Origin of the sequence: Clostridium sp. Marseille-P2415, assembly GCF_900155545.1 — a bacterium.
Classification (GTDB): Bacteria; Bacillota; Clostridia; order Lachnospirales; family Lachnospiraceae; genus Lacrimispora.
On sequence record NZ_LT732526.1, the window covers coordinates 913,595 to 935,661 of the forward strand.

Below are 22,067 nucleotides of genomic sequence, written 5' to 3' on the forward strand. Positions count from 1 at the left end.
ATTAGTTTCAGAATCCAAGATTTAAGGAGGTGAATTTCACAATGGCAGTAAAAATGAGATTAAAAAGAATGGGTCAGAAGAAGGCTCCTTTCTATAGAATTGTAGTTGCAGATTCCAGATCTCCAAGAGATGGTAGATTCATCGAAGAAGTTGGTTACTATGATCCTACCACAGAACCAAGCGTAATCAAGTTTGATGAGGAGAACGCTAAAAAGTGGTTAGCAACAGGTGCTCAGCCAACAGAAGTCGTAAGCAAGCTTTTAAAGATCGCCGGTATCCAGTAGTGAGAGGTGAAGCATATGAAGGAATTAGTAGAAGTAATTGCAAGAGCACTGGTTGATAATCCGGATCAGGTTGCTGTTACTGAGACCATAAAAGACGATGAGATTATCCTCGAACTTACGGTAGCGCCTTCCGATATGGGTAAGGTAATCGGCAAACAGGGCAGGATTGCAAAAGCTATCCGCTCTGTTGTAAAAGCAGCAGCTTCCAAAGAAGACAAAAAGGTTACTGTAGAAATCCAGTAGCTTAAAAGACCGCCGGCCTGTCGGGAAGACGGTCTTTTTTGGCATGATTGACTTTACTGTTGGAGGTCCATGCGTAAATGTCCAGAAATAAGCCGGATAGCAATATCCGGTTTCTTTTGTATGATATGGAGAGATAGATGGAGAATTTGTTAAGAGTCGGCGTGATTTCTTCCACCCATGGGGTTCGCGGAGAAGTAAAGGTTTATCCTACGACTGATGATATAAACCGTTTCAAAGATTTAAAAAAAGTAATTCTTGATACCGGACGGGAGCATCTGGAGCTGGAAATCCAGGGTGTAAAATTTTTTAAAAATATGGCAATCCTTAAGTTTAAAGGATATGACTCCATAAACGAGATTGAAAAATACAAGGGGAAAGACTTACTGGTCACCAGAGACCAGGCCGTAGAACTTGGGCCGGATGAAAATTTTATTGTTGATTTAATCGGGCTTCGTGTGGTCACCGAGGACGGAAGGCAATTCGGAACCTTAACGGATGTGATTAAGACAGGCGCAAATGATGTCTATGAGGTGAAAACGGCGGAAGGGAAGGAAGTCCTGTTTCCGGCAATCAGAGAATGTGTTTTAAGCGTGGATCTGGATGAAGGAACTGTCACGGTCCGCATTATGGATGGGCTTCTGGATTAAAATAGAGGAGTGGAAATAAGAAATGAATTATCATATATTGACGTTATTTCCGGAGATGGTCCAAAACGGCTTAAATACCAGCATAATCGGAAGAGCGGCAGAAAAAGGCCTGCTCTCCATCGAAGCCATTGATATCCGGGAATATTCCACGGACAAGCACCGCCATGTGGATGATTATCCCTATGGCGGCGGAGCAGGGATGGTCATGCAGCCCATGCCGGTCTGCGATGCTTATGATGCCTTGTGTGAGAGAATCGGGAAGAAGCCCCGTGTGATCTATATGACTCCCCAGGGAAGGGTTTTTAATCAGAAGATCGCGGAGGAGCTGGCGAAGGAAGAAGACCTGGTTTTTTTATGCGGACATTATGAAGGAATTGATGAGAGAGCTTTGGAGCTGGTTGCCACGGATTATCTTTCCATCGGCGACTATGTGCTGACGGGAGGCGAGCTTCCGGCCATGGTTATGATCGACTGCATTTCCAGATTGATCCCGGGAGTCTTAAACAACGATACCTCTGCTGAGTTTGAATCCTTCCATGATAACCTTCTGGAATACCCTCAGTATACAAGACCGGAAGAATATAGGGGGCTTAGGGTTCCGGAAGTCCTTTTATCCGGACATCATAAAAATATTGATGCCTGGAGGCGGGAGCAATCCATCAAACGGACCCTGGAACGAAGACCTGATCTTTTAAGGGATGCGGTCCTGACAAAAAAAGAAGCGGAATATTTAAGAAAACTTGAAAATGAGCTGGAAAATCGGGAATAATAAAGCAAGAAAGGACTTGCATTCTAAGTCCCTTTATGTTAAAATACAAAATGTTGTGATGAAAAGGCGATGGTCCTCTGTTACGGATTTCAGTATGAAGTATTAAGAACATCAAATAAAATCAAGGAGGTTCACACAATGAACGAAATTATTAAGAATATCGAAGCAGCACAGTTAAAGCAGTCCGTACCGGAGTTCCACGTTGGTGATACCGTTAAGGTATACAACAAGATCAAAGAGGGAACCCGTGAAAGAATTCAGATTTTCGAAGGAACTGTCATCAAGAGACAGAATGGCGGCGCAAGAGAAACATTTACCGTAAGAAAGAATTCTAACGGGATCGGCGTTGAGAAAACCTGGCCATTGCATTCCCCTTCCGTAGATAACATCGAAGTTGTCAGAAAGGGTAAAGTAAGAAGAGCAAAACTGAATTACTTAAGAGACAGAGTAGGCAAAGCTGCTAAGGTTAAAGAATTGGTTAGATAATTCCGGAACAGTTGAGGGGGACAATGAAAATTGTCCCTTTCTTTAGTAGGTGGGGTGTTTGAAAACATGGATTTTTATCATAGTGAAGACAATAATAAACTCCGCCATGTCGTCAACTGGGTTGTTGACATTGTTGTAGTAATTGCATTTGCATGGTTCCTGGTCTATGCTTATGGAACACAGATTGTGGTAGCGGGTCATTCCATGATCCCTCTTCTTGCATCGGATGATGTGGTTTTGATGGACCGGCTGGTTTATGATTTTGGCCGTCCGGGCCGGTTTGATGTGGTAGTATTTCAGAGAGAAGACCAGAAAATGAATGTAAAGCGTGTCATCGGTCTGCCGGGAGAAACCGTGCAGATAAAAAACGATGAAATCTATATTGATGGCGAGAAGTTAAAAGAGCCGGCTGGCATAGGCCGGGTTTCTCTGGCCGGACTTGCGGAAAAGCCCATAAAGCTGGGGGAAGATGAATATTTTCTGTTGGGTGACAACAGAGACAGCAGCGAAGACAGCCGTTTCTCCAATATCGGAAACGTAAGCGGCAGTCAGATCCAGGGAAAAGTATGGCTCCGGATGCTGCCTTTTGTGAAGATGGAATTAATTCGTTCGAAATAGAGGAATGTTATGAATATACAATGGTATCCAGGTCATATGACCAAAGCCAAAAGGGCTATGAAGGAAGATATCAAATTAATTGATTTGATAATAGAACTGGTGGACGCGAGAGTTCCCTTAAGCAGCCGGAATCCTGATATCGATGAATTGGGAGCAGGGAAGGCGCGCATGGTTCTGCTTAATAAATCCGATCTTGCGGATGAACGTTATAATAATGCCTGGGCAGCCTATTTTGAATCGCAGGGCTGTCATGTTGTTAAGGTGAACTCCAGGAGCGGCGCGGGACTGAAACAGATAGGCGGCGTTGTTCAGGAGGCATGTAAGGAGAAGATTGAACGTGACCGCAGAAGAGGGATTTTAAACCGTCCGGTGCGGGCCATGGTGGTGGGAATCCCTAACGTGGGGAAGTCTACCTTTATTAATTCGTTTGCCGGAAAAGCATGTGCGAAAACAGGGAATAAACCGGGGGTGACGAAGGGAAATCAATGGATCCGGCTGAATAAGAACCTGGAGCTTCTTGATACTCCAGGAATTCTGTGGCCCAGGTTTGAGGATCAGCAGGTGGGAATCCGCCTGGCACTCATTGGTTCCATCAATGATGATATATTAAATAAGGATGAGCTGGCGATGGAACTCATCCGGTTCCTGAAAAAAGAATATCCGCAGGTACTTTCTGAGAGATATGAAATAAATACAGAGGATGAGCTGGAGGCATTAAAGCAGGTGGCGCGGGCCAGAGGATGCCTTGCAAAGGGCGGAGAACTGGATCTGACCAAGGCTTCCAATATATTTATTGATGAATTCCGGAGCGGAAAACTGGGGCGCCTGACGCTGGAGTTTCCCTTACAATAGTCAGTATTTCAACATGAGAGCCGGCTCTTTTTAATAAGGGCCGGCCCTGTTTTTTTACCTTATCAATTAGCGAAGCGGATTGGGAATATCCGCTTTGACGAATGGAATTGGAGCGGGAAAAAATGAGAAAATTAACAGAAGAAAAGCTTCGGTCAGAGCGGGAACGGCTGGAGAAAATGAAGGAATTTGAATACCGGTATGAGAAACATGTTCTGGTCTGCGGGATTGATGAGGCCGGGCGGGGACCGTTAGCAGGACCGGTTGTAGCAGGCGCGGTGATCCTGCCAAGGGATTGTGAGATCCTTTTTTTGAATGATTCAAAAAAACTGTCGGAGAAAAGGCGGGAAGAATTATTTGTTGAAATTCAGGAAAAGGCAGAAGCTTTTGCTGTCGGAGTGATTGGAGCAGAACGGATTGATGAAATAAATATTTTGCAGGCTACCTATGAGGCTATGCGGCAGGCTATAGGCAAATTGGGCTTGGAACCGGAGGTGCTTTTAAACGATGCGGTTACGATTCCTCAAGTTACGACTCCTCAGATTCCTATCATTAAGGGGGATGCTAAGAGCGTGTCCATAGCAGCAGCCAGTATTATGGCAAAAGTTACCAGGGATCATATGATGGAAGAGTACGGTAAACTGTTTCCGGAATATGGCTTTGCAAAACATAAAGGGTATGGAACGGCTGCCCATATTGGTGCTTTGAAGGAACTTGGACCTTGTCCGATTCACAGGCGCAGCTTTATTAAGAATTTTGTGGTTACCGGATGATGAAAAATGCGGGTTCCGTAATGAATTTTACGGGACCTGTCCGGTTATATTGGGGAATGGGAGGATTGGTTTTGAGGAATCATAGAGAGATCGGGAATCAGTTTGAGGATGTGGCAGCCGCATATTTGGAGGATGTGGGGTATGTGATACTGGAACGGAATTACCGGGACCGGTTGGGGGAAATCGATATCGTTGCGAAGGATGGGAGAGACTTTGTTTTTGTTGAGGTAAAGTACCGGATGAATTTGGAAAAAGGGGATCCGGCTGAGGCAGTGCATGTTCAGAAGCAGAGGAAGATAAGGAATGTGGCCCGGGGGTATTTGTACCGGCATCATCTGGGGGAGGATGTTCCCTGCAGGTTTGATGTGGTGGCGATATTAGGGCAGGAAATCCGGCTCATTAAGGATGCATTTTAACCTTATGAAGGAAGTAGCGAATCGGATTGGGAATATCCGCTTTGACTTAGGAGGTGTGATGGATGGAAGATATATGGAAGCGTAAGGGTAAGGAGAAGGTATTGGATTATAAGGTGGTGGAGCATGTACCTTATCTGTCCTTTCCGATTTTGGAGGAAACCGGGGTGGTGAAGCAGGGGTTTTCCACGAAAATGGGGGGAGTCAGCCAGGGGAAGTTTGCTACTATGAATTTTACATTTACTAGGGGAGATAATCCGGATCATGTGATGGAGAATTACAGGAGGATGGGAGAAGCTTTAGGGGTTGATGTGGAAAAAATGGTTTTGTCTTATCAGACTCATACGACCAATGTACGGGTGGTGACGGAAGAGGATGCAGGGAAAGGGGTTGTTAAGGAGCGGGATTATAAGGATGTGGATGGGTTGATTACGGATGTTCCCGGTATTACTTTGGTGACGTTTTATGCGGATTGTGTGCCGCTTTATTTCCTGGATCCGGTTCATAAGGCGGTTGGGCTCAGCCATTCGGGGTGGAGAGGGACTGTTAAGCGTATGGGGGCTGTTACCGTGAGGAAAATGGAGGAGGAGTATGGGGGCAGGGCGGAGGATATGATCGCTTGTATTGGGCCTAGTATTTGTAAGGAGTGCTATGAGGTGGGGAGTGACGTTGCTGAGGAGTTTATGAGAGGGTTTGACCGGAGGTATTGGGGGGAGATATTGGGACGGAAGGGGAATGGGAAATATTTGCTGGATCTTTGGAGGGCCAATGAGATCGTGCTGCTGGAGGCAGGGGTGAGAAGGGAGAATATTCAGGTTACGGATATTTGTACCCATTGCAATCCGGATTATCTGTTTTCTCATCGGACTTCGGGGAATGAGAGAGGGAATCTGGCGGGGTTTTTGGGGGTGAAATGAATTAAATGAATTAAAGGATTTAAAAGATTTAAAGTTTGATTGTGCATCCCGTGAGGGAGCAGTGCTCCAGCTCGAATCCGCTGCGCTCCTTCTCGCTGGACGGCTGTCGCCGTATGCCCATAAAAGCAAAAGAGCCAGGAAAAAAACAAGCTTTTTTCCTGGCTCTTCCGCTTTTATGGGCGCACTGCTTGTAGCTATGCCATGTATTTCTTTAAAAGCTTCTGTATTTTTTCTGTTGATGAAAGTGCGGTGCTGATGGATACGTCGTGATTTAATGAATTGACAATGGCTGCTATGTATTTACTGATATCGGCTTCTACATACCATTCCCGTTCCAGTAATTCTTTCGGACGGTAATTTAAATTTGTTGTAACAACGCGGTCAATGTAACCCCGGCTGTAATATTCGTCAAACTTGTCCAGACCGCTGGTGAACAGGCCGAAGGTGCAGCAGACAATGACCTTATCAGCTTTGCGCTCTTTTAGTTCTTTCGCGGTATCTAACATGCTTTCGCCGGAGGATATCATGTCGTCTACGATCAGTACGGTTTTGCCTTCTACGGAGGAACCTAAGAATTCATGGTCTACAATGGGGTTGCGTCCGTCTACGACTTTGGAATAGTCGCGTCTCTTATAGAACATACCCATATCGACGCTTAAGTTGTTTGCCAGATATACTGCCCGGTCCATGGCACCTTCATCCGGGCTGATGACCATTAGATGCTCTTTGTCGATCTTTAAGTCCGAATACTGCCTTAATACGGCTTTTATAAACTGGTAGGTCGGCATAAAGTTGTCAAATCCGTTTAACGGGATGGCGTTCTGAACGCGTGGGTCGTGGGCATCGAAGGTGATGATGTTGCTGACTCCCATATGAACCAGCTCTTCCAAAGCCATAGCGCAGTCCAGGGATTCCCGTTTGGTTCTTTTGTGCTGGCGGCTTTCATATAAAAACGGCATAATGACGCTCACCCTGTGGGCAGTCGCGCAGCATGCGCCGAGTATTCTTTTTAAATCCTGAAAATGGTCGTCCGGGGACATGTGGTTGGTATAACCATTGACCGTATAGGATATGCTGTAATTGGTGACATCCACCATCACGAAGATGTCCGTACCCCGAACAGACTCCTTGATGATGCCTTTTGCTTCTCCGCTTCCAAAACGCGGGCAATCGCATTTAAGAAGATAAGAATCGATATCGTATCCGCGGTAGTGAAGATCGGCTTCCCGGCGCTTCAGTTCCTCGATATCATTTCTGCGGAAACCGACAATATGGTCATTTACCATCCTGGCCAGTTCCCGGCAGCTTTCCAGCGCTGCGATCTTTAAGGGAGCAACAGGTAGCTGGTCGTTGAATACATAATCATTTGCCATGACAAAGATTCCTCCATAATAAATGAACAGCCAGCCGTAAGACTGCCTGCTTTATAATCTTACATCTTTTTATACCATTGATTGTCAGAATGCGTCAATAGCCTTTTCCATATTTCAGTGAAAAAAACAAAAAAGGCTTCCTTTACAAAGAGAAACAATCTTGTTATGATATATAGGATAGATTCAGAAAGGTAAAATAGAAATGAGCAAAAGAGGACATATCATAAAAGAAGTCGATCCCGGTTCTATCGCCTCCCAGCTGGAACTGGAGCCCGGGGATGCGGTCCTGTCCATAGACGGCCATGAACTGGAAGACATTTTTGATTATGAATATTATAGGAACAGTGAATCCATTCTCATGTTGGTGAAAAAGAAAAACGGGGAAGAATGGGAACTGGAAATAGAAAACCAATACGAAGATCTGGGAATTACGTTTGAGAACGGCCTGATGAGTGAATACCGCTCATGCCGGAACCAATGCATCTTTTGCTTCATTGACCAGATGCCGCCTGGAATGAGGGAAACCCTCTATTTTAAGGATGATGATTCCAGGCTTTCCTTTTTACAGGGAAACTACGTGACCTTGACCAATATGAGCGATCATGATATGGAGCGCATTATCAAATTCAAACTGGCGCCGATCAACATATCGGTCCATACCACCAATCCTGCCTTACGGTGTAAGATGCTTCATAACCGGTTTGCGGGCGAGGCTCTTGATAAGATCCGGATACTTTACGAGGCAAAAGTCCCTATGAACGGGCAGATTGTATTGTGCAAGGGTGTTAATGACGGAGCGGAGCTGGAACGGACCATAAGAGATTTATCCGGGTACCTTCCTTATATGGAGAGTGTTTCTGTAGTCCCTGTGGGGATATCCAAATACCGGGATGGCCTGTATCCTATGCAGCCGGTCACGAAAAAAGATGCAAAAGCGGTTTTGGACATCGTGGAGCGCTGGCAGAAAAAACTGTATGAAACACATGGCTGCCATTTTATCCACGCCAGTGATGAATTTTATATTATGGCCGGATTGCCCCTGCCGGAAGAAAGCCGTTATGACGGGTATATCCAGCTGGAAAACGGAGTTGGGATGCTCAGGCTTCTGGAGGAGGAGATCCGGGCTGCTTTAAAAGATATGGAAGGTGATGGCAGAACCGGGGAAATTTCCATTGCAACCGGCAGGCTTGCAGCCCCTTTCATTGAAAAGCATGCCAGGCTGATTCAGGAAAAATTTCCGGGACGGGTCATCCATATTTATCCGATTACCAATGTTTTCTTCGGCGAGCAGATTACCGTGGCCGGTTTGATTACCGGACAGGATCTGATCGGGCAGCTGAAAGGACAGATCCTGGGGGACAGGCTCCTGCTTCCGGAATGCATGTTCCGAAGCGGAGAAGAGGTGTTTCTTGATGACTTGTCCCGTCAGGATGTACAAAAGGCTTTACAAGTACAGGTAGATATTGTAAAATCAAGCGGTCAGGATTTTGTACAGGCAGTTTTAGGGCCGGTAGAAGAAAATGAGGCTTCTTATGAAGGATATGAATTAAAGGAGATATAAATATGAGTAAACCAGTAGTTGCCATCGTAGGCCGCCCCAATGTGGGGAAGTCTACGCTGTTTAATGTTTTGGCCGGCGATACCATTTCTATTGTAAAGGATACGCCCGGCGTCACCAGGGACCGGATCTATGCCGACTGTACCTGGCTGGACATGAATTTTACGCTGATCGACACGGGCGGTATTGAACCTGACAGCAGTGATATCATTCTCTCTCAGATGCGGGAGCAGGCGGAAATTGCCATCGCCACAGCAGATGTCATCATTTTTATCGTAGATGTACGCCAGGGGCTTGTGGATGCGGATTCCAAGGTTGCGGACATGCTGCGGAAATCCCAGAAGCCTGTGGTGCTTGCGGTCAATAAGGTCGACAGCTTCCAGAAGTTCGGAAACGATGTGTATGAGTTTTACAATCTGGGAATCGGGGATCCGGTCCCGGTATCCGCAGCCTCCAGGCTTGGGCTTGGGGAACTTCTTGATGAAGTGGCGAAATATTTCGATACCGCACAGATGGAAGAAGAAACGGATGACCGGCCGAGGATTGCCATTGTAGGCAAACCAAATGTTGGAAAATCTTCTATTATAAACCAGCTTTTGGGCGAAAACCGTGTCATAGTTTCAGACATTGCAGGTACCACCAGGGATGCAGTGGATACGGAAATCGTTTACAATGATACGGAATATGTATTCATTGATACAGCAGGACTCAGACGGAAAAGCAAGATCAAAGAGGAACTGGAACGCTACAGCATTATCCGCACCGTTACGGCGGTTGAACGGGCAGATGTTGTTGTGGTGGTTATCGATGCAGAGGAAGGCGTGACCGAACAGGATGCCAAAATAGCAGGGATTGCCCATGAACGGGGAAAAGGCATCATCGTGGCGGTAAACAAATGGGATGCCATTGAAAAGAATGATAAGACCATTTATGAATATACGAATAAGATCAAAAATACGTTATCCTTTATGCCTTATGCGGAATTCGCGTTTATTTCCGCAAAAACCGGTTTGAGGATGAATAAGCTCTTTGAACTGATTGATATGGTCCGGGAAAACCAGACCCTGCGGGTAGCTACCGGAGTGTTAAACGAGATCATAACAGAAGCCGTGGCCCTAAAGCAGCCGCCGTCTGACAAAGGCAGACGGTTAAGGCTTTATTACATCACTCAGGTTGCAGTAAAGCCGCCGACCTTTGTAATCTTTATAAATGATAAAGAACTGACACACTTTTCTTATACAAGATATATTGAAAATAAGATTCGGGATGCATTCGGCTTCCGGGGAACATCGCTTAAGTTTATATACAGAGAACGAAGCGGAAAGGAACAGTAATATGGAGAGGATTATCTGTCTGTTAGCCGGTTATTTGTGTGGACTGATACAGTCCGGTTATATTTATGGGAAGGCGCATAAAATCGATATCCGCAATCACGGAAGCGGCAATTCCGGCACGACCAACGCCTTAAGGGTGATGGGGGCGAAGGCCGGAGCAATTGTTTTTTTGGGTGATTTTTTAAAGTCACTCCTGCCATGCCTGATCGTCCGGATTTTGTTCCGGGAGCAGCCGGAGTACGTTTATCTTCTGGTTTTGTATACGGGATTTGGTGTTATCTTGGGCCACAATTACCCTTTCTACCTTAATTTTAAAGGCGGTAAGGGCATTGCGGCCACTGCCGGGTTAATCGTGGCTGCGGATTTAAGAATGACCCTTTTGTGCCTGATTGCATTTGTATTGATCGTGGCCATTACAAGATATGTGTCTTTGGGATCTTTGGTGGTTGCAGTAATTTTCTTTGTCTGGCTGTTCCTGTTTGGAAGATTGGGGACATACGGTCTGGACCGGAGCCTGCTGCCGGAATTTTACATAATGGCAGCGCTCATAAGCGGTCAGGCATTCTGGCGGCACCGTGCAAATATTGGAAGGCTTGTCCGCGGCAGAGAGAATAAAATTTCCATTCATTCAGGAAAAAAATAAATTGAGGTGAAGCAAATGGCAAAAATTGGAATAGTCGGATCAGGAAGCTGGGGTATTGCTTTGGCCTCTCTTCTATATAATAATGGACATGAGGTGATAGTCTGGTCGGCTCTTCCGGAAGAGATCTCGGAGATGAGAACGACCCACAGGCATCAAACTCTTCCGGATCTGGTGCTTCCGGAGGAAATGGTCTTTACGGAAGATCTTGAGGAAGCCATGACAGGACGGGACCTTCTGGTGACTGCAGTCCCTTCCGTATATGTGCGTTCAACCGCAAAAAAGATGAGTCCCTTCTGCCGTTATGGTCAGGTGGTCGTCAATGTGGCCAAGGGAATTGAAGAGTCGACTCTGATGACCCTTTCCGAAATATTGGAAGAGGAGCTTCCAATGGCAGATGTGGCAGTATTATCCGGACCCAGCCATGCGGAAGAAGTAAGCAAAGGGCTTCCTACTACCTGCGTTGCAGGTGCCCGTACCAGAAAGACAGCCGAATACATCCAGGGAATCTTTATGCATGAGATTTTCCGGGTCTATACAAGCCCGGATATCCAGGGGATCGAACTGGGAGGTTCCTTAAAGAATGTCATTGCCCTTGCTGCCGGAATCGCAGATGGATTGGGTTACGGAGATAACACAAAGGCAGCCCTGATTACAAGAGGGATTGCTGAAATATCCAGATTGGGTACCGCTATGGGCGGGAAATTCCAGACCTTCTGCGGGCTGTCGGGAATCGGGGATCTGATCGTGACCTGTGCCAGTATACACAGCCGGAACCGCAGAGCAGGAATTTTAATTGGCCAGGGAAAAACCATGGAGGAAGCTACAAAGGAAGTCAGAATGGTGGTGGAAGGTGTTTATTCCGCCAAGGCCGCACTTGCACTGGCGGAAAAGTATGGGGTCTCCATGCCGATCGTAGAACAGGTGAATGCAGTTTTATTTAAGTCCAAACCCGCATCCGAAGCGGTAAAGGACTTAATGCTGCGGGATAAGACCATTGAAAGTTCCGATCTGCCATGGGATAAGTAAAGAATTGGATTGATTTTTTTATTATTGAAACAAAATCAGTTGACATTTTTTAAAAGCCATTTTATTATAAAGACTATGTATGCATCAATGAAGTTCGATTGTGTATATGAAAATGTTTCATGAGGAGGAACGGATTATGAAAAAATCTATGAAGAAGTTACTGAGCCTTGGCATGGCAATCGCTTTGGCAGCATCTTTAACTGCCTGCGGCGGAAGCAAGACTTCGGAGCCCACCACGGCAGCCGGTGCTGAGAGCAAAGCAGCATCAGGAGATACTACAGAAGCAGCAAAGGCTTCCGGAGAAGGCTCCTTTAAGATCGGCGGCATCGGACCGATTACCGGCAGCACAGCCATTTATGGACAGGCTGTTATGCGCGGTGCTGAACTGGCAATTAACGAGATCAACGCAAACGGCGGCATCGGCGGAGCGCAGATCGAATATAATTTCCAGGATGATGAAAATGATACGGAAAAAGCAGTAAATGCGTACAACACCTTAAAGGACTGGGGTATGCAGATGTTAGTTGGTACGGTTACTTCCGCTCCATGTATCGCAGTTGGTGCTGAGTCCAGTAACGACAATATGTTCCAGCTCACTCCATCCGGTTCTGCAGTGGACTGCGCAAAGTTTGATAACCAGTTCCGCGTATGCTTCTCCGATCCGAATCAGGGAGCAGCTTCCGCACAGTACATCGGTGAGAACAAACTGGCTACCAAAGTTGCCATTATTTATGACAGCTCTGATGTTTATTCATCCGGTATTCACGATAAGTTCATCTCTGAAGCAGCAAATCAGGGAATTGAAGTGGTTTCCGATGAAGCATTTACCGCTGATAATAACACAAACTTCTCTGTACAGCTTCAGAAGGCACAGGATTCAGCTGCTGAGCTTGTGTTCCTTCCAATCTACTATTCTCAGGCAGCTCTGATCCTTGCACAGGCAAAGCAGATGGGATATGAGCCTCAGTTCTTTGGCTGCGATGGTTTGGATGGACTTCTGACTGTGGAAAATTTCGATACCTCCTTAGCTGAAAATGTAATGCTTCTGACCCCGTTCGCTGCAGATGCTCAGGATGAACTGACACAGAAATTTGTTGCCGCATTCAAGGAGAAATACGGTGAGACACCAAACCAGTTTGCTGCTGATGCTTACGATGCAGTTTATGCCATCAAGGCAGCTGCTGAAAAGGCCGGCATCACACCGGATATGGATGCTTCAGCCATTTGTGATGCTTTGAAGACTTCTATGACAGAGATCACCTTGAACGGTTTAACCGGTGAAAACATGAAATGGTCAGCAGACGGAGAGCCGGACAAGGCTCCTAAGGCTGTTAAGATTGTAAACGGTGTTTACACAGCTATGTAATTACTGAATTATAATTCATTTGGTATATGGCCCAACGGAGGGTCGTCCAAGGGACGACCCTCTTCTTTGGTATAATCAGCTTCATAAAGGCAGGAGAAGCTTTATTTTAGCGGATCAGCCGTTCGGTGAGCGGGTGCGAACCGAACTTCCTTAAAAAAAACGAATGAGGTGCGTTGGTATGATGAGTTTCATATCCTATTTTATTAATGGTTTAAGCCTGGGCAGTGTTTATGCAATCATTGCTTTGGGATATACCATGGTATATGGCATTGCCAAGATGCTTAACTTTGCTCATGGCGATGTGATCATGATTGGAGGATACGTGGTGTTCACAGTAGTCAGCACAATGGGCTTAGGACCGGTCGCTGGCATACTCCTTGCGGTTATCTTATGTACTGTATTAGGCGTGGTCATTGAGGGCGTCGCTTACCGCCCTTTGCGCATGGCAAGCCCTCTTGCAGTTCTGATTACGGCAATCGGTGTGAGCTACCTGCTTCAAAACATCGCACTGCTTGTTTTTGGTTCCAATCCGAAATCCTTTACTTCTGTTGTAACAGTACCGGCTCTTAAGCTGGCAGAAGGAAAACTCACAATTTCCGGTGAGACCATTGTTACAATTATCAGCTGTGTCATCATTATGATCGGCCTGACTGCGTTTATCAGAAAGACAAGAGCAGGACAGGCTATGCTTGCCGTATCGGAAGATAAGGGAGCTGCCCAGTTAATGGGAATCAATGTGGATGGCACCATTGCACTTACTTTTGCCATCGGATCCGCTCTGGCTGCTATTGCCGGCGCGCTTCTTTGTTCCGCGTATCCGACTCTTACCCCCTATACCGGTTCCATGCCAGGTATCAAGGCATTCGTAGCTGCTGTATTTGGCGGGATCGGCTCCATTCCGGGAGCGTTTATCGGCGGACTTTTACTGGGCGTGATTGAAAATCTCAGCAAGGCTTATATTTCATCCCAGCTCTCTGATGCCATTGTATTTGCAGTCCTCATTGTTGTTCTTCTTGTAAAGCCTACCGGAATTTTAGGCAAGAAGATTAACGAGAAAGTATAGGTGGACGACATGGGAAATAATATGAAGACAAAATTCCGTCTGAATAAGACATTAAGAAGCAACATGATAACCTATGGTATCGTAGCTGCTGCCTTTATTATAGTACAGCTGCTGGTAAATACAGGGCAGGTAAGCAGCCTGATGAAGGGCCTTCTGGTCCCGCTTTGTATTTATACCATCATGGCAGTATCCTTAAATTTAACCGTAGGAATTCTTGGGGAATTGAGCCTGGGCCATGCAGGATTCATGTGCGTTGGCGCATTTTCCAGCTCCCTGTTTTCCATATGCATGCTGGAGGCGGTTCCGAGCGCAGGAATCCGGTTCTTTTTCGCCATTTTAATCGGTGCGGCTTCGGCAGCATTAGCCGGTATTGTTGTTGGAATTCCGGTTTTAAGGCTTCGTGGGGATTATCTGGCCATTGTAACCCTGGCTTTTGGTGAAATCATCAAAAACGTGGTAAACGTTATTTACGTTGGGAAGGACTCCGGCGGACTTCACTTTTCCATGAAAAATGCTATGGCCCTTAATATGGAAAAGGAGGGAAAAGTCATTTTAAACGGAGCTCAGGGTATTACGGGGACTCCGAAGAACTCCACCTTTATGATAGGTGTGGTCCTGATTTTGATTACTCTGTTTATCGTGCTGAATTTAATCAACTCCAGGTCCGGGCGTGCCATCATGTCTGTCCGTGACAACCGTATCGCAGCGGAATCCATTGGGATCAACATTACAAAATACAAGCTGATGGCTTTTACCATTTCCGCTTCCTTAGCAGGCGTTGCCGGAGTATTGTACTCCCATAACCTTTCTTCCCTTACAGCGACCCAGAAGAACTTTGGATATAACCAGTCCATCATGATTCTTGTATTTGTGGTTCTTGGGGGTATCGGAAACATCCGCGGTTCTATGATAGCAGCGGTTATTTTAACTTTGCTTCCGGAGCTTTTAAGAAGCTTAAATACCTACCGTATGCTGATTTACGCCATCATTCTGATCGTTATGATGATTTTTAACTGGAGCCCTAAATTAATAGATTTCAGGAAACGCCATTCTCTGAAACGGTATTTCCATAAGAACAAGGAAGAGAAGGGGGTTTCATAACCATGGCATTACTGGAAATCAAAAATCTTGGTATTTCATTTGGCGGTTTACGCGCCGTGGATAATTTCAGCATTACCATTGAAAAAGGGCAGCTTTATGGTCTCATCGGGCCAAACGGAGCCGGTAAAACCACGATTTTTAACCTTTTAACCGGTGTATACAAACCAAATGCAGGTACCATTTTTTTGGATGGAGTAAATATAACAGGCAAAAAAACAGTGGATATCAACAGGGCAGGAATTGCAAGAACCTTTCAGAATATCCGTTTGTTTAAGGAGCTGACTGTACTTGATAATGTAAAGACCGGACTCCATAATGGCTATCCCTATTCGACTGTGACCGGAATTCTCCGCCTTCCAAAGTTCTTTAAAGTGGAAAAGGAGATGAATGAAAAAGCCGCAGAGCTTTTAAAAGTGTTTGACCTGGATAAGGAAAAGAATACGCTTGCATCCAATCTGCCTTATGGAAAACAGAGAAAACTGGAGATTGCCCGTGCCCTTGCCACAGGACCCAAGCTTTTGCTCCTTGATGAGCCGGCGGCAGGTATGAATCCCAATGAAACCACGGAGCTTATGGATACCATACGCTTTGTACGGGATAATTTTGATATGACCATTCTGTTAATTGAGCACGATATGAAGCTTGTCTCCGGCATCTGTGAACGGCTGACCGTATTGAATTTCGGTCAGGTGCTTACCCAGGGAAAAACGGCGGATGTGCTGAATGATCCGGAAGTCATCAAGGCATATCTGGGAGAATAAGGAGGCTTAAGACATGGCAATACTTGAAGTGAAAAATCTGGAAGTATATTATGGCGTTATCAAGGCGCTTAAGGATATTTCCTTTGAAGTGAAGGAAGGAGAGATCGTTGCCTTAATCGGCGCCAACGGTGCCGGAAAGACCACGACCCTTCATACCATAACCGGTCTTTTGAAGGCAGCCTCCGGCAGCATACAGTTTGACGGCCATGATATCACGAAGATACGGGGCGATAAAGTTGTAGGCATGGGAATGGCCCATGTACCGGAAGGACGGCGTGTTTTTGCAGCCTTAAGCGTTTATGAGAATTTAAAGCTTGGCGCTTACACAAGACGGGATAAAAATGAGATAGAAGAAACCCTGCAGATGATCTACAAACGCTTCCCCAGGCTTTTGGAGAGGAAGAATCAGCCTGCCGGAACCTTAAGCGGTGGGGAACAGCAGATGTTAGCCATGGGGCGGGCGCTTATGAGCCATCCCAAGGTGATCGTACTGGATGAGCCATCCATGGGACTTTCTCCCATTTACGTAAATGAGATCTTTGATATCATTCAGGAGATCAATAAGTCAGGAACCACGGTTTTACTGGTTGAACAGAATGCGAAAAAAGCGCTGTCCATTGCCAACCGTGCTTATGTTCTTGAAACCGGGGCCATTGTTTTAAGCGGTGATGCCCGTGAACTGATGAATAATGACTCCGTAAAGAAGGCATATTTAAGTGAATAACAATACGGATTTTTTATAGGTGTTGGAATAGGAATCCCCGCAATCTCCGGTATTTAAGCAGGCGTATACAGGAGATTGCGGGGATTCTTGCTCCGTTGATGAGAATATACCTCTGGAGCCGGTTGCCGGCTGTTTTTTTACGGGAAATCCATAAGAAACAGCATAGAAAAGAAAAGGGAATAATCTTTTCTCCCCTGCATATAGTGTAACAGCACAGAAGGGGGAATCTTTATGGACAATTATAACGTATACAATGATATCAAAGCCCGAACCAACGGAGAGATCTACATCGGAGTGGTGGGACCGGTAAGAACAGGAAAATCGACTTTTATCAAGCGTTTTATGGAATTAATGGTTTTGCCGGGCATGGAGGATGAACACCAGAAAACTCAGACAAGGGACGAACTGCCCCAGAGTGCGGCAGGAAAAACCATCATGACTACAGAGCCGAAATTCATCCCAAAGGAAGCCGCAATCATCCGACTTGGAGACGAAATTGAGGCGAAGGTCCGTTTGATTGACTGTGTAGGCTTTATGGTGGAAGGTGCAGCCGGCCATATTGAAAACGATGAGGAACGGCTGGTGAAAACGCCCTGGTTCGATTACGAGATTCCTTTTACCAAAGCAGCAGAAATCGGGACCAGAAAGGTCATTAACGACCATTCCACCATCGGTGTGGTCATTACCACGGACGGTTCCATTGGGGAGCTGAAACGTCCGAATTACATAGCTGCAGAAGAGCGAACGGTACAGGAACTGAAGAATCTGGGGAAACCGTTTATTATCCTGTTAAATTCTGCAAAACCATATTCCGACGAGGTAAGTGCCCTTTCTAAGGATATGAGTGATAAATACGGGGTTACGGTCATGCCCATTAACTGTGAGCAGTTAAAAAAGGATGATGTCAACAATATCCTGGAACGGGTATTAAAGGAATTCCCTGTGACGGAAATGGATTTCTACATTCCAAAGTGGCTTGAGATCCTTCCTGCCACCCACTGGCTGAAGGCCCAGGTAATCCAGGCTGCAAAGGAAATGGTGAAAAAGGTCTCCCACATGAAGGACATAACCGCAGATCTGTTTGACGGGGCAACAGAAAGCGTCCGCTCCGTTAAAGTCCAGAACATGAATATGGCGGACGGCAGCGTCGCCGTTGCCATGGATGTGGATGACAGCTATTATTATCAGATTTTAAGCGATTACGTTGGCCTTCCGATTGAAGGGGAGTACCAGTTAATGCAGACTTTAAGCGAACTGGCAAAAATGCGGGCAGAATACGAAAAGGTCAACCAGGCTATGACCCAGGTCCGTTTGAAAGGCTATGGCGTCGTGACACCGGAGCGTTCCGAAATTATGCTAGACGAACCGGAGGTCATTAAGCACGGAAATAAATACGGCGTAAAGATGCGGGCGGAAGCTCCTTCCATTAATTTGATCAAGGCTCATATCCAGACTGAAATCGCCCCGATCGTTGGAAGCGAGCAGCAGGCGGAAGATCTGATCGCCTATATCAAGGAAAACGCAAGAGACAGCGAAGAAGGCATATGGAATACCAATATTTTTGGAAAATCCATTGAACAGATTGTGGAAGACGGCATTCAGACCAAGGTCTCCCAGCTTACGGAAGATTGTCAAATGAAGCTTCAGGACACCCTCCAAAAAATTATTAACGATAGTAATGGCGGTATGATTTGCATTATTATCTAAATGAATGGTATAATAGACAAAACAGGTACAAAAGGAGGGCTTTTATGAAATTGATGTTCATTGGCGCAGCCCACGAGGTTACCGGAAGCTGTCATTATCTGGAAGCTGCCGGCTTTAAAGTCCTTGTGGACTGCGGTATGGAGCAGGGGATCGATAAATTTGAAAATGTGGATTTGCCGGTCAGCTTTGCGGAAATTGATTATGTTCTTCTGACCCATGCACATATCGACCATGCAGGGATGCTTCCTTTTATCTATGCAAGAGGCTTCCGGGGACAGGTAATTTCAACCGAAGCGACCGCTGACCTTTGCGGCATTATGCTGAAGGACAGCGCCCACATTCAGGAATCTGAAACGGAATGGAAGAACCGGAAGGCCAGACGTGCCGGTATGCCGGAAGAAGAACCCCTGTATGGAATCAATGATGCCATGGGCGTATTAGAGCTTTTTCATTCCTGTAATTATGAGGAAAAGGTGGAACTGGAAGATGGCTTTACGATCCGTTTCGTAGATGTAGGGCACCTTCTCGGTTCCGCCTCTATTGAGGTTTGGATCACAGAAGGAGGAAGCTCGAAAAAAATCGTCTTTTCCGGTGATATCGGTAATAAGAATAAACCGTTGATCCGGGATCCGCAATACATAAAAGATGCGGATTATGTGGTTATGGAGTGCACCTATGGAGACCGCCTGCATGGCATGATTCCGGACCATGTTTCAGTACTTGCCGATATGGTCCAGAGAACGCTGGACAGAGGCGGTAATGTGGTGATACCGGCTTTTGCAGTGGGCAGGACCCAGGAGCTTCTCTACATGTTCCGGCGTATTAAGGCAGAAAAACGGATTAACGGACACGAAGGGTTTGAAGTTTATGTCGACAGCCCTCTGGCAGTTGAGGCAACTCATGTATTTAAAGATAATCTGGCAGACTGTTACGATGAAGAAACCAGGAAACTGGTAATGCAGGGCGTTAACCCCATTTCATTTCCCGGCCTGAAGCTGTCAGTAACCAGCGAAGAATCCAAAAACATCAATTTTAATTCAAAACCGAAAGTAATTATCTCAGCGGCCGGCATGTGCGATGCAGGCCGTATCCGGCATCACTTAAAACATAATTTATGGCGGCCGGAATGCACCGTTGTTTTTACGGGCTACCAGTCCATAGGGACGCTGGGAAGAAGCCTGATCGAGGGCTTGGGTGAGGTAAGGCTGTTTGGCGAAACCATTCAGGTGGAAGCCCATATTGAACAGATGGACGGGATGAGTTCCCACGCGGATATGGAAGGACTGATTACCTGGTTGAACGCATTTGAAAAAAAGCCCCGGCAGGTGTTTCTGGTTCACGGAGATGATCAGGTCTGCAAATCCTTTGAGCAGCTTCTGGAGGACGAATATGGATATAAAGTAAAAGCCCCCTATTCCGGCTCCGTCTATGACCTTTCTCTTGGAAGGTGGCTGAATGAAGCAGAAGGGATTGTGATCACCAAAATACCGGAAAGCCCCAAAAAGCCTGCGGGCGTTTATGGAAGGCTTTTTGCTGCAGGCGAAAGGCTCCTGCAGGTTATCCGCCATAACCAGGGCGGCGCCAATAAAGATCTTGCCAAGTTTGCGGATCAGATTAATTCTTTATGTGATAAATGGGATAGATAAGGAGAACAGCAGAAAGTGACTAAGGTACTATTATTTACCGACGGAGCTGCAAGAGGGAACCCTGACGGGCCGGGAGGCTACGGTGCGGTTCTGCAGTTTACGGATTCCAAAGGGCAGCTCCATGAAAAAACCATGTCAGCGGGATATGAAAAGACCACAAACAACCGCATGGAGCTCATGGCGGCCATCGCAGGTCTTGAGGCACTTACCAGGCCCTGTCAGGTGGAGCTTTATTCCGATTCCAAATACGTGACGGATGCATTTAACCAGCACTGGATCGACAATTGGATCAAAAACAACTGGAGGAGGGGCAAAAGCGGCCCTGTAAAGAACATTGATCTGTGGGAAAGGCTGTTAAGTGCCATGGAACCCCATCGGGTAACCTTTCACTGGGTGAAGGGACATGCCGGCCATCCACAGAATGAACGGTGCGATATGCTGGCAACCAGTGCAGCGGATGGAGATGATCTGCTCATAGATGAAGGGATATAAAATGGCAGACAAAATTGCCAAAAACTTACATATCTCTTACAATGTCTTACTAAATGCGAATTCCTATTTTCTTTCTTTTTTATTTGTGATATGTTATTTCCATTAAATCAGGTTAGGATGATCGTTCATGAATAAAAACAGAGGAATTTGGATTGTTATCGGGAGCATTCTGGTCATCGGAATTCTGGTTACCTTTGCTACCGCCAGTTTTGTTAAAAGCAAGGAAAACGTTCCGGATTCTGCCCAAAATTCCGGGCTGTCAAACGCTGAAGTCCTGGATGCGCCTGAGGAAGCGAATGGCTATGGCGAGGCGCCGGAATTGTTTTCTGCGGATCTTGCAGCTCCGAAGGAGGCGCCGGAAGCAGAAGGAAAGGTGAAATCCGGGAAAGCAGATCCGGCCGCTACAGAGAGTGAGGCCAGCAGTACGGAAAACAGGCCGCTGGCGGCAGATTCAGGAGCGGAGATGAAAAGTGCTGCAAATTCCGCCCCGGCGTCTGGTGATCCCGAGACGGCTTTAAAGAGTTCCGAAGAGTCCGCTGTGACCGAACCGGTCATTACCCCCATCAGTCCGGATACCAGGTACAGGCTTTCCAATGCTGCCGATCCCACCGAAGGGGCCGCTTATTACCAGAAGCATTTGGCAGATTTAGATACACAGATTAAAAAAATGCGGGAAGAGTCCGGGGACTCCAATACCTATTCTATGAAGGCCTTGGCGGATAAAGAACTTAAGCTGTGGAACCGGGAGCAGAACATGATTTACACCGCCGTTTCAGAGAGCCTTGATGACGAAGCCCGTAAGGAACTGGAGCTCTCTCAGCAGGCATGGATAAAAAGCAGGGATGCAAAGGCGGAAGAAGCCGCAAAAAAATACAGCGGCGGAAGCCTTGAGGGACTTGAGTATACCGCTTCACTGGCTGAATCCACAAGAGCACGGGCTTACGATCTGTTAGCGGAGTATACGGAGGTTTTCTCTTCGGGGGAAGGGCAGTAAAAGTACGGTTTTTGCCGTACTTTTTCAGTTTGAATGAAAAAATTTCCATTGTAACATCTTGATAAATAAAATTCCTTATGATAGGATAGTAAAATGAGTAATATTATATGAACTTTCGGGAGGTAAAAATATGACAGCAGTTTTTGCAAGTTTTCTGGGGACCGCAATAAAGTTCCTGTTTTTCCTGGTTGTTGCCTGGGGCGGAATTGTATGCGGCAAGAAATACAGAGATCACAAGGATGCAGGCAGAGCCGGTGAAGTGACGAAAGAGACAAAATAG

Annotated in this window: 25 protein-coding genes; 24 read left to right on the forward strand and 1 reads right to left on the reverse strand. The window is 46.3% G+C overall.

From position 1 onward, the window contains the following. The first annotated feature begins 41 nt into the window (after positions 1-41). From rpsP to pgeF, 10 genes are all read left to right on the forward strand, one after another. A complete protein-coding gene (rpsP, locus tag BQ9856_RS09210) occupies positions 42-284 on the forward strand; it encodes a 30S ribosomal protein S16 (protein WP_077610762.1) in 243 nt (80 codons plus the stop codon). Positions 285-299: 15 nt separating this feature from the next. Continuing rightward, positions 300-527, forward strand: coding sequence for a KH domain-containing protein (locus BQ9856_RS09215; RefSeq protein ID WP_077610763.1), 228 nt, complete (start codon positions 300-302; stop codon positions 525-527). A gap of 137 nt (positions 528-664) precedes the next feature. Then, positions 665-1,174: a ribosome maturation factor RimM gene (gene rimM, locus BQ9856_RS09220; RefSeq protein WP_077610764.1), complete on the forward strand. Its 510-nt coding sequence runs from the start codon at positions 665-667 to the stop codon at positions 1,172-1,174. Positions 1,175-1,196: 22 nt separating this feature from the next. Then, positions 1,197-1,943, forward strand: coding sequence for a tRNA (guanosine(37)-N1)-methyltransferase TrmD (trmD, locus tag BQ9856_RS09225; protein ID WP_077610765.1), 747 nt, complete (start codon positions 1,197-1,199; stop codon positions 1,941-1,943). Positions 1,944-2,081: 138 nt separating this feature from the next. Continuing rightward, positions 2,082-2,429, forward strand: coding sequence for a 50S ribosomal protein L19 (gene rplS / locus BQ9856_RS09230; protein ID WP_077610766.1), 348 nt, complete (start codon positions 2,082-2,084; stop codon positions 2,427-2,429). 66 nt (positions 2,430-2,495) lie between these two features. Beyond that, positions 2,496-3,047 (forward strand): signal peptidase I, encoded by a 552-nt coding sequence (gene lepB / locus BQ9856_RS09235; RefSeq protein ID WP_077613317.1) that lies wholly within the window; start codon positions 2,496-2,498, stop codon positions 3,045-3,047. Positions 3,048-3,056: 9 nt separating this feature from the next. Then, positions 3,057-3,899, forward strand: coding sequence for a ribosome biogenesis GTPase YlqF (gene ylqF, locus BQ9856_RS09240; protein WP_077610767.1), 843 nt, complete (start codon positions 3,057-3,059; stop codon positions 3,897-3,899). A gap of 122 nt (positions 3,900-4,021) precedes the next feature. Next, positions 4,022-4,669, forward strand: coding sequence for a ribonuclease HII (locus BQ9856_RS09245; protein ID WP_077610768.1), 648 nt, complete (start codon positions 4,022-4,024; stop codon positions 4,667-4,669). A 71-nt stretch (positions 4,670-4,740) separates the two neighbouring features. Beyond that, positions 4,741-5,085, forward strand: coding sequence for a YraN family protein (locus BQ9856_RS09250; RefSeq protein WP_442855512.1), 345 nt, complete (start codon positions 4,741-4,743; stop codon positions 5,083-5,085). A gap of 62 nt (positions 5,086-5,147) precedes the next feature. Then, complete coding sequence (gene pgeF, locus BQ9856_RS09255; protein WP_077610769.1) at positions 5,148-5,999, forward strand: peptidoglycan editing factor PgeF; 852 nt, start codon at positions 5,148-5,150, stop codon at positions 5,997-5,999. A gap of 194 nt (positions 6,000-6,193) precedes the next feature. Here pgeF and BQ9856_RS09260 read toward each other — a convergent pair whose 3' ends face one another. Beyond that, entirely contained in the window at positions 6,194-7,372 is a 1,179-nt protein-coding gene (locus tag BQ9856_RS09260) for a ribose-phosphate pyrophosphokinase (protein WP_077610770.1), read from the reverse strand. A 202-nt stretch (positions 7,373-7,574) separates the two neighbouring features. On the opposite strand from BQ9856_RS09260, the gene BQ9856_RS09265 reads away from it, so the two are divergent. The 14 genes from BQ9856_RS09265 (at position 7,575) to BQ9856_RS24815 (ending at position 22,067) form a co-directional block, all read left to right on the forward strand. Beyond that, positions 7,575-8,933: a DUF512 domain-containing protein gene (locus BQ9856_RS09265; protein ID WP_077610771.1), complete on the forward strand. Its 1,359-nt coding sequence runs from the start codon at positions 7,575-7,577 to the stop codon at positions 8,931-8,933. Between the two features lie 2 nt (positions 8,934-8,935). Continuing rightward, the gene (gene der / locus BQ9856_RS09270; protein ID WP_077610772.1) at positions 8,936-10,264 is read left to right on the forward strand and encodes a ribosome biogenesis GTPase Der; all 1,329 of its coding nucleotides are present in this window, start codon (positions 8,936-8,938) and stop codon (positions 10,262-10,264) included. Between the two features lies 1 nt (position 10,265). Continuing rightward, entirely contained in the window at positions 10,266-10,907 is a 642-nt protein-coding gene (gene plsY / locus BQ9856_RS09275) for a glycerol-3-phosphate 1-O-acyltransferase PlsY (protein ID WP_077610773.1), read from the forward strand. Between the two features lie 15 nt (positions 10,908-10,922). Beyond that, the gene (locus tag BQ9856_RS09280; RefSeq protein ID WP_077610774.1) at positions 10,923-11,933 is read left to right on the forward strand and encodes an NAD(P)H-dependent glycerol-3-phosphate dehydrogenase; all 1,011 of its coding nucleotides are present in this window, start codon (positions 10,923-10,925) and stop codon (positions 11,931-11,933) included. Between the two features lie 136 nt (positions 11,934-12,069). Beyond that, complete coding sequence (locus tag BQ9856_RS09285; protein WP_077610775.1) at positions 12,070-13,299, forward strand: ABC transporter substrate-binding protein; 1,230 nt, start codon at positions 12,070-12,072, stop codon at positions 13,297-13,299. Between the two features lie 181 nt (positions 13,300-13,480). Then, the gene (locus BQ9856_RS09290; RefSeq protein WP_077613319.1) at positions 13,481-14,362 is read left to right on the forward strand and encodes a branched-chain amino acid ABC transporter permease; all 882 of its coding nucleotides are present in this window, start codon (positions 13,481-13,483) and stop codon (positions 14,360-14,362) included. A 9-nt stretch (positions 14,363-14,371) separates the two neighbouring features. Then, positions 14,372-15,463 (forward strand): branched-chain amino acid ABC transporter permease, encoded by a 1,092-nt coding sequence (locus BQ9856_RS09295; RefSeq protein ID WP_077610776.1) that lies wholly within the window; start codon positions 14,372-14,374, stop codon positions 15,461-15,463. Positions 15,464-15,465: 2 nt separating this feature from the next. Then, entirely contained in the window at positions 15,466-16,224 is a 759-nt protein-coding gene (locus BQ9856_RS09300) for an ABC transporter ATP-binding protein (RefSeq protein ID WP_077610777.1), read from the forward strand. 13 nt (positions 16,225-16,237) lie between these two features. Then, on the forward strand, positions 16,238-16,948 hold the full coding sequence (locus tag BQ9856_RS09305; protein WP_077610778.1) for an ABC transporter ATP-binding protein: 711 nt from the start codon (positions 16,238-16,240) through the stop codon (positions 16,946-16,948). Positions 16,949-17,179: 231 nt separating this feature from the next. Further along, positions 17,180-18,655 carry a stage IV sporulation protein A gene (gene spoIVA / locus BQ9856_RS09310; RefSeq protein ID WP_077610779.1) on the forward strand — a complete coding sequence of 492 codons (1,476 nt, stop codon included), beginning with the start codon at positions 17,180-17,182 and terminating at the stop codon, positions 18,653-18,655. Between the two features lie 44 nt (positions 18,656-18,699). Then, the gene (locus tag BQ9856_RS09315; RefSeq protein WP_077610780.1) at positions 18,700-20,301 is read left to right on the forward strand and encodes an MBL fold metallo-hydrolase RNA specificity domain-containing protein; all 1,602 of its coding nucleotides are present in this window, start codon (positions 18,700-18,702) and stop codon (positions 20,299-20,301) included. 15 nt (positions 20,302-20,316) lie between these two features. Beyond that, positions 20,317-20,793, forward strand: a complete 477-nt coding sequence (gene rnhA, locus BQ9856_RS09320; RefSeq protein ID WP_077610781.1) for a ribonuclease HI — start codon at positions 20,317-20,319, stop codon at positions 20,791-20,793. Between the two features lie 127 nt (positions 20,794-20,920). Continuing rightward, the gene (locus BQ9856_RS09325; protein ID WP_077610782.1) at positions 20,921-21,787 is read left to right on the forward strand and encodes a lysozyme inhibitor LprI family protein; all 867 of its coding nucleotides are present in this window, start codon (positions 20,921-20,923) and stop codon (positions 21,785-21,787) included. Between the two features lie 130 nt (positions 21,788-21,917). Further along, the gene (locus BQ9856_RS24815) at positions 21,918-22,067 is read left to right on the forward strand and encodes a hypothetical protein (RefSeq protein ID WP_200801282.1); all 150 of its coding nucleotides are present in this window, start codon (positions 21,918-21,920) and stop codon (positions 22,065-22,067) included.

Excerpts from the sequence above, each read along its gene's own strand:
- rplS (WP_077610766.1), top strand. The coding sequence starts at position 2,082 with ATGAACGAAATTATTAAGAATATCGAAGCAGCACAGTTAAAGCAGTCC.
- BQ9856_RS09300 (WP_077610777.1), top strand. The coding sequence starts at position 15,466 with ATGGCATTACTGGAAATCAAAAATCTTGGTATTTCATTTGGCGGTTTA.
- trmD (WP_077610765.1), top strand. The coding sequence starts at position 1,197 with ATGAATTATCATATATTGACGTTATTTCCGGAGATGGTCCAAAACGGC.
- lepB (WP_077613317.1), top strand. The coding sequence starts at position 2,496 with ATGGATTTTTATCATAGTGAAGACAATAATAAACTCCGCCATGTCGTC.
- der (WP_077610772.1), top strand. The coding sequence starts at position 8,936 with ATGAGTAAACCAGTAGTTGCCATCGTAGGCCGCCCCAATGTGGGGAAG.
- BQ9856_RS09315 (WP_077610780.1), top strand. The coding sequence starts at position 18,700 with ATGAAATTGATGTTCATTGGCGCAGCCCACGAGGTTACCGGAAGCTGT.
- plsY (WP_077610773.1), top strand. The coding sequence starts at position 10,266 with ATGGAGAGGATTATCTGTCTGTTAGCCGGTTATTTGTGTGGACTGATA.
- BQ9856_RS09260 (WP_077610770.1), bottom strand. The coding sequence starts at position 7,372 with ATGGCAAATGATTATGTATTCAACGACCAGCTACCTGTTGCTCCCTTA.
- BQ9856_RS09290 (WP_077613319.1), top strand. The coding sequence starts at position 13,481 with ATGAGTTTCATATCCTATTTTATTAATGGTTTAAGCCTGGGCAGTGTT.
- BQ9856_RS09285 (WP_077610775.1), top strand. The coding sequence starts at position 12,070 with ATGAAAAAATCTATGAAGAAGTTACTGAGCCTTGGCATGGCAATCGCT.
- BQ9856_RS09215 (WP_077610763.1), top strand. The coding sequence starts at position 300 with ATGAAGGAATTAGTAGAAGTAATTGCAAGAGCACTGGTTGATAATCCG.
- BQ9856_RS09305 (WP_077610778.1), top strand. The coding sequence starts at position 16,238 with ATGGCAATACTTGAAGTGAAAAATCTGGAAGTATATTATGGCGTTATC.
- rimM (WP_077610764.1), top strand. The coding sequence starts at position 665 with ATGGAGAATTTGTTAAGAGTCGGCGTGATTTCTTCCACCCATGGGGTT.
- BQ9856_RS09245 (WP_077610768.1), top strand. The coding sequence starts at position 4,022 with ATGAGAAAATTAACAGAAGAAAAGCTTCGGTCAGAGCGGGAACGGCTG.
- BQ9856_RS09265 (WP_077610771.1), top strand. The coding sequence starts at position 7,575 with ATGAGCAAAAGAGGACATATCATAAAAGAAGTCGATCCCGGTTCTATC.
- ylqF (WP_077610767.1), top strand. The coding sequence starts at position 3,057 with ATGAATATACAATGGTATCCAGGTCATATGACCAAAGCCAAAAGGGCT.
- BQ9856_RS09325 (WP_077610782.1), top strand. The coding sequence starts at position 20,921 with ATGAATAAAAACAGAGGAATTTGGATTGTTATCGGGAGCATTCTGGTC.
- BQ9856_RS09295 (WP_077610776.1), top strand. The coding sequence starts at position 14,372 with ATGGGAAATAATATGAAGACAAAATTCCGTCTGAATAAGACATTAAGA.
- BQ9856_RS24815 (WP_200801282.1), top strand. The coding sequence starts at position 21,918 with ATGACAGCAGTTTTTGCAAGTTTTCTGGGGACCGCAATAAAGTTCCTG.
- pgeF (WP_077610769.1), top strand. The coding sequence starts at position 5,148 with ATGGAAGATATATGGAAGCGTAAGGGTAAGGAGAAGGTATTGGATTAT.
- BQ9856_RS09280 (WP_077610774.1), top strand. The coding sequence starts at position 10,923 with ATGGCAAAAATTGGAATAGTCGGATCAGGAAGCTGGGGTATTGCTTTG.
- spoIVA (WP_077610779.1), top strand. The coding sequence starts at position 17,180 with ATGGACAATTATAACGTATACAATGATATCAAAGCCCGAACCAACGGA.
- rpsP (WP_077610762.1), top strand. The coding sequence starts at position 42 with ATGGCAGTAAAAATGAGATTAAAAAGAATGGGTCAGAAGAAGGCTCCT.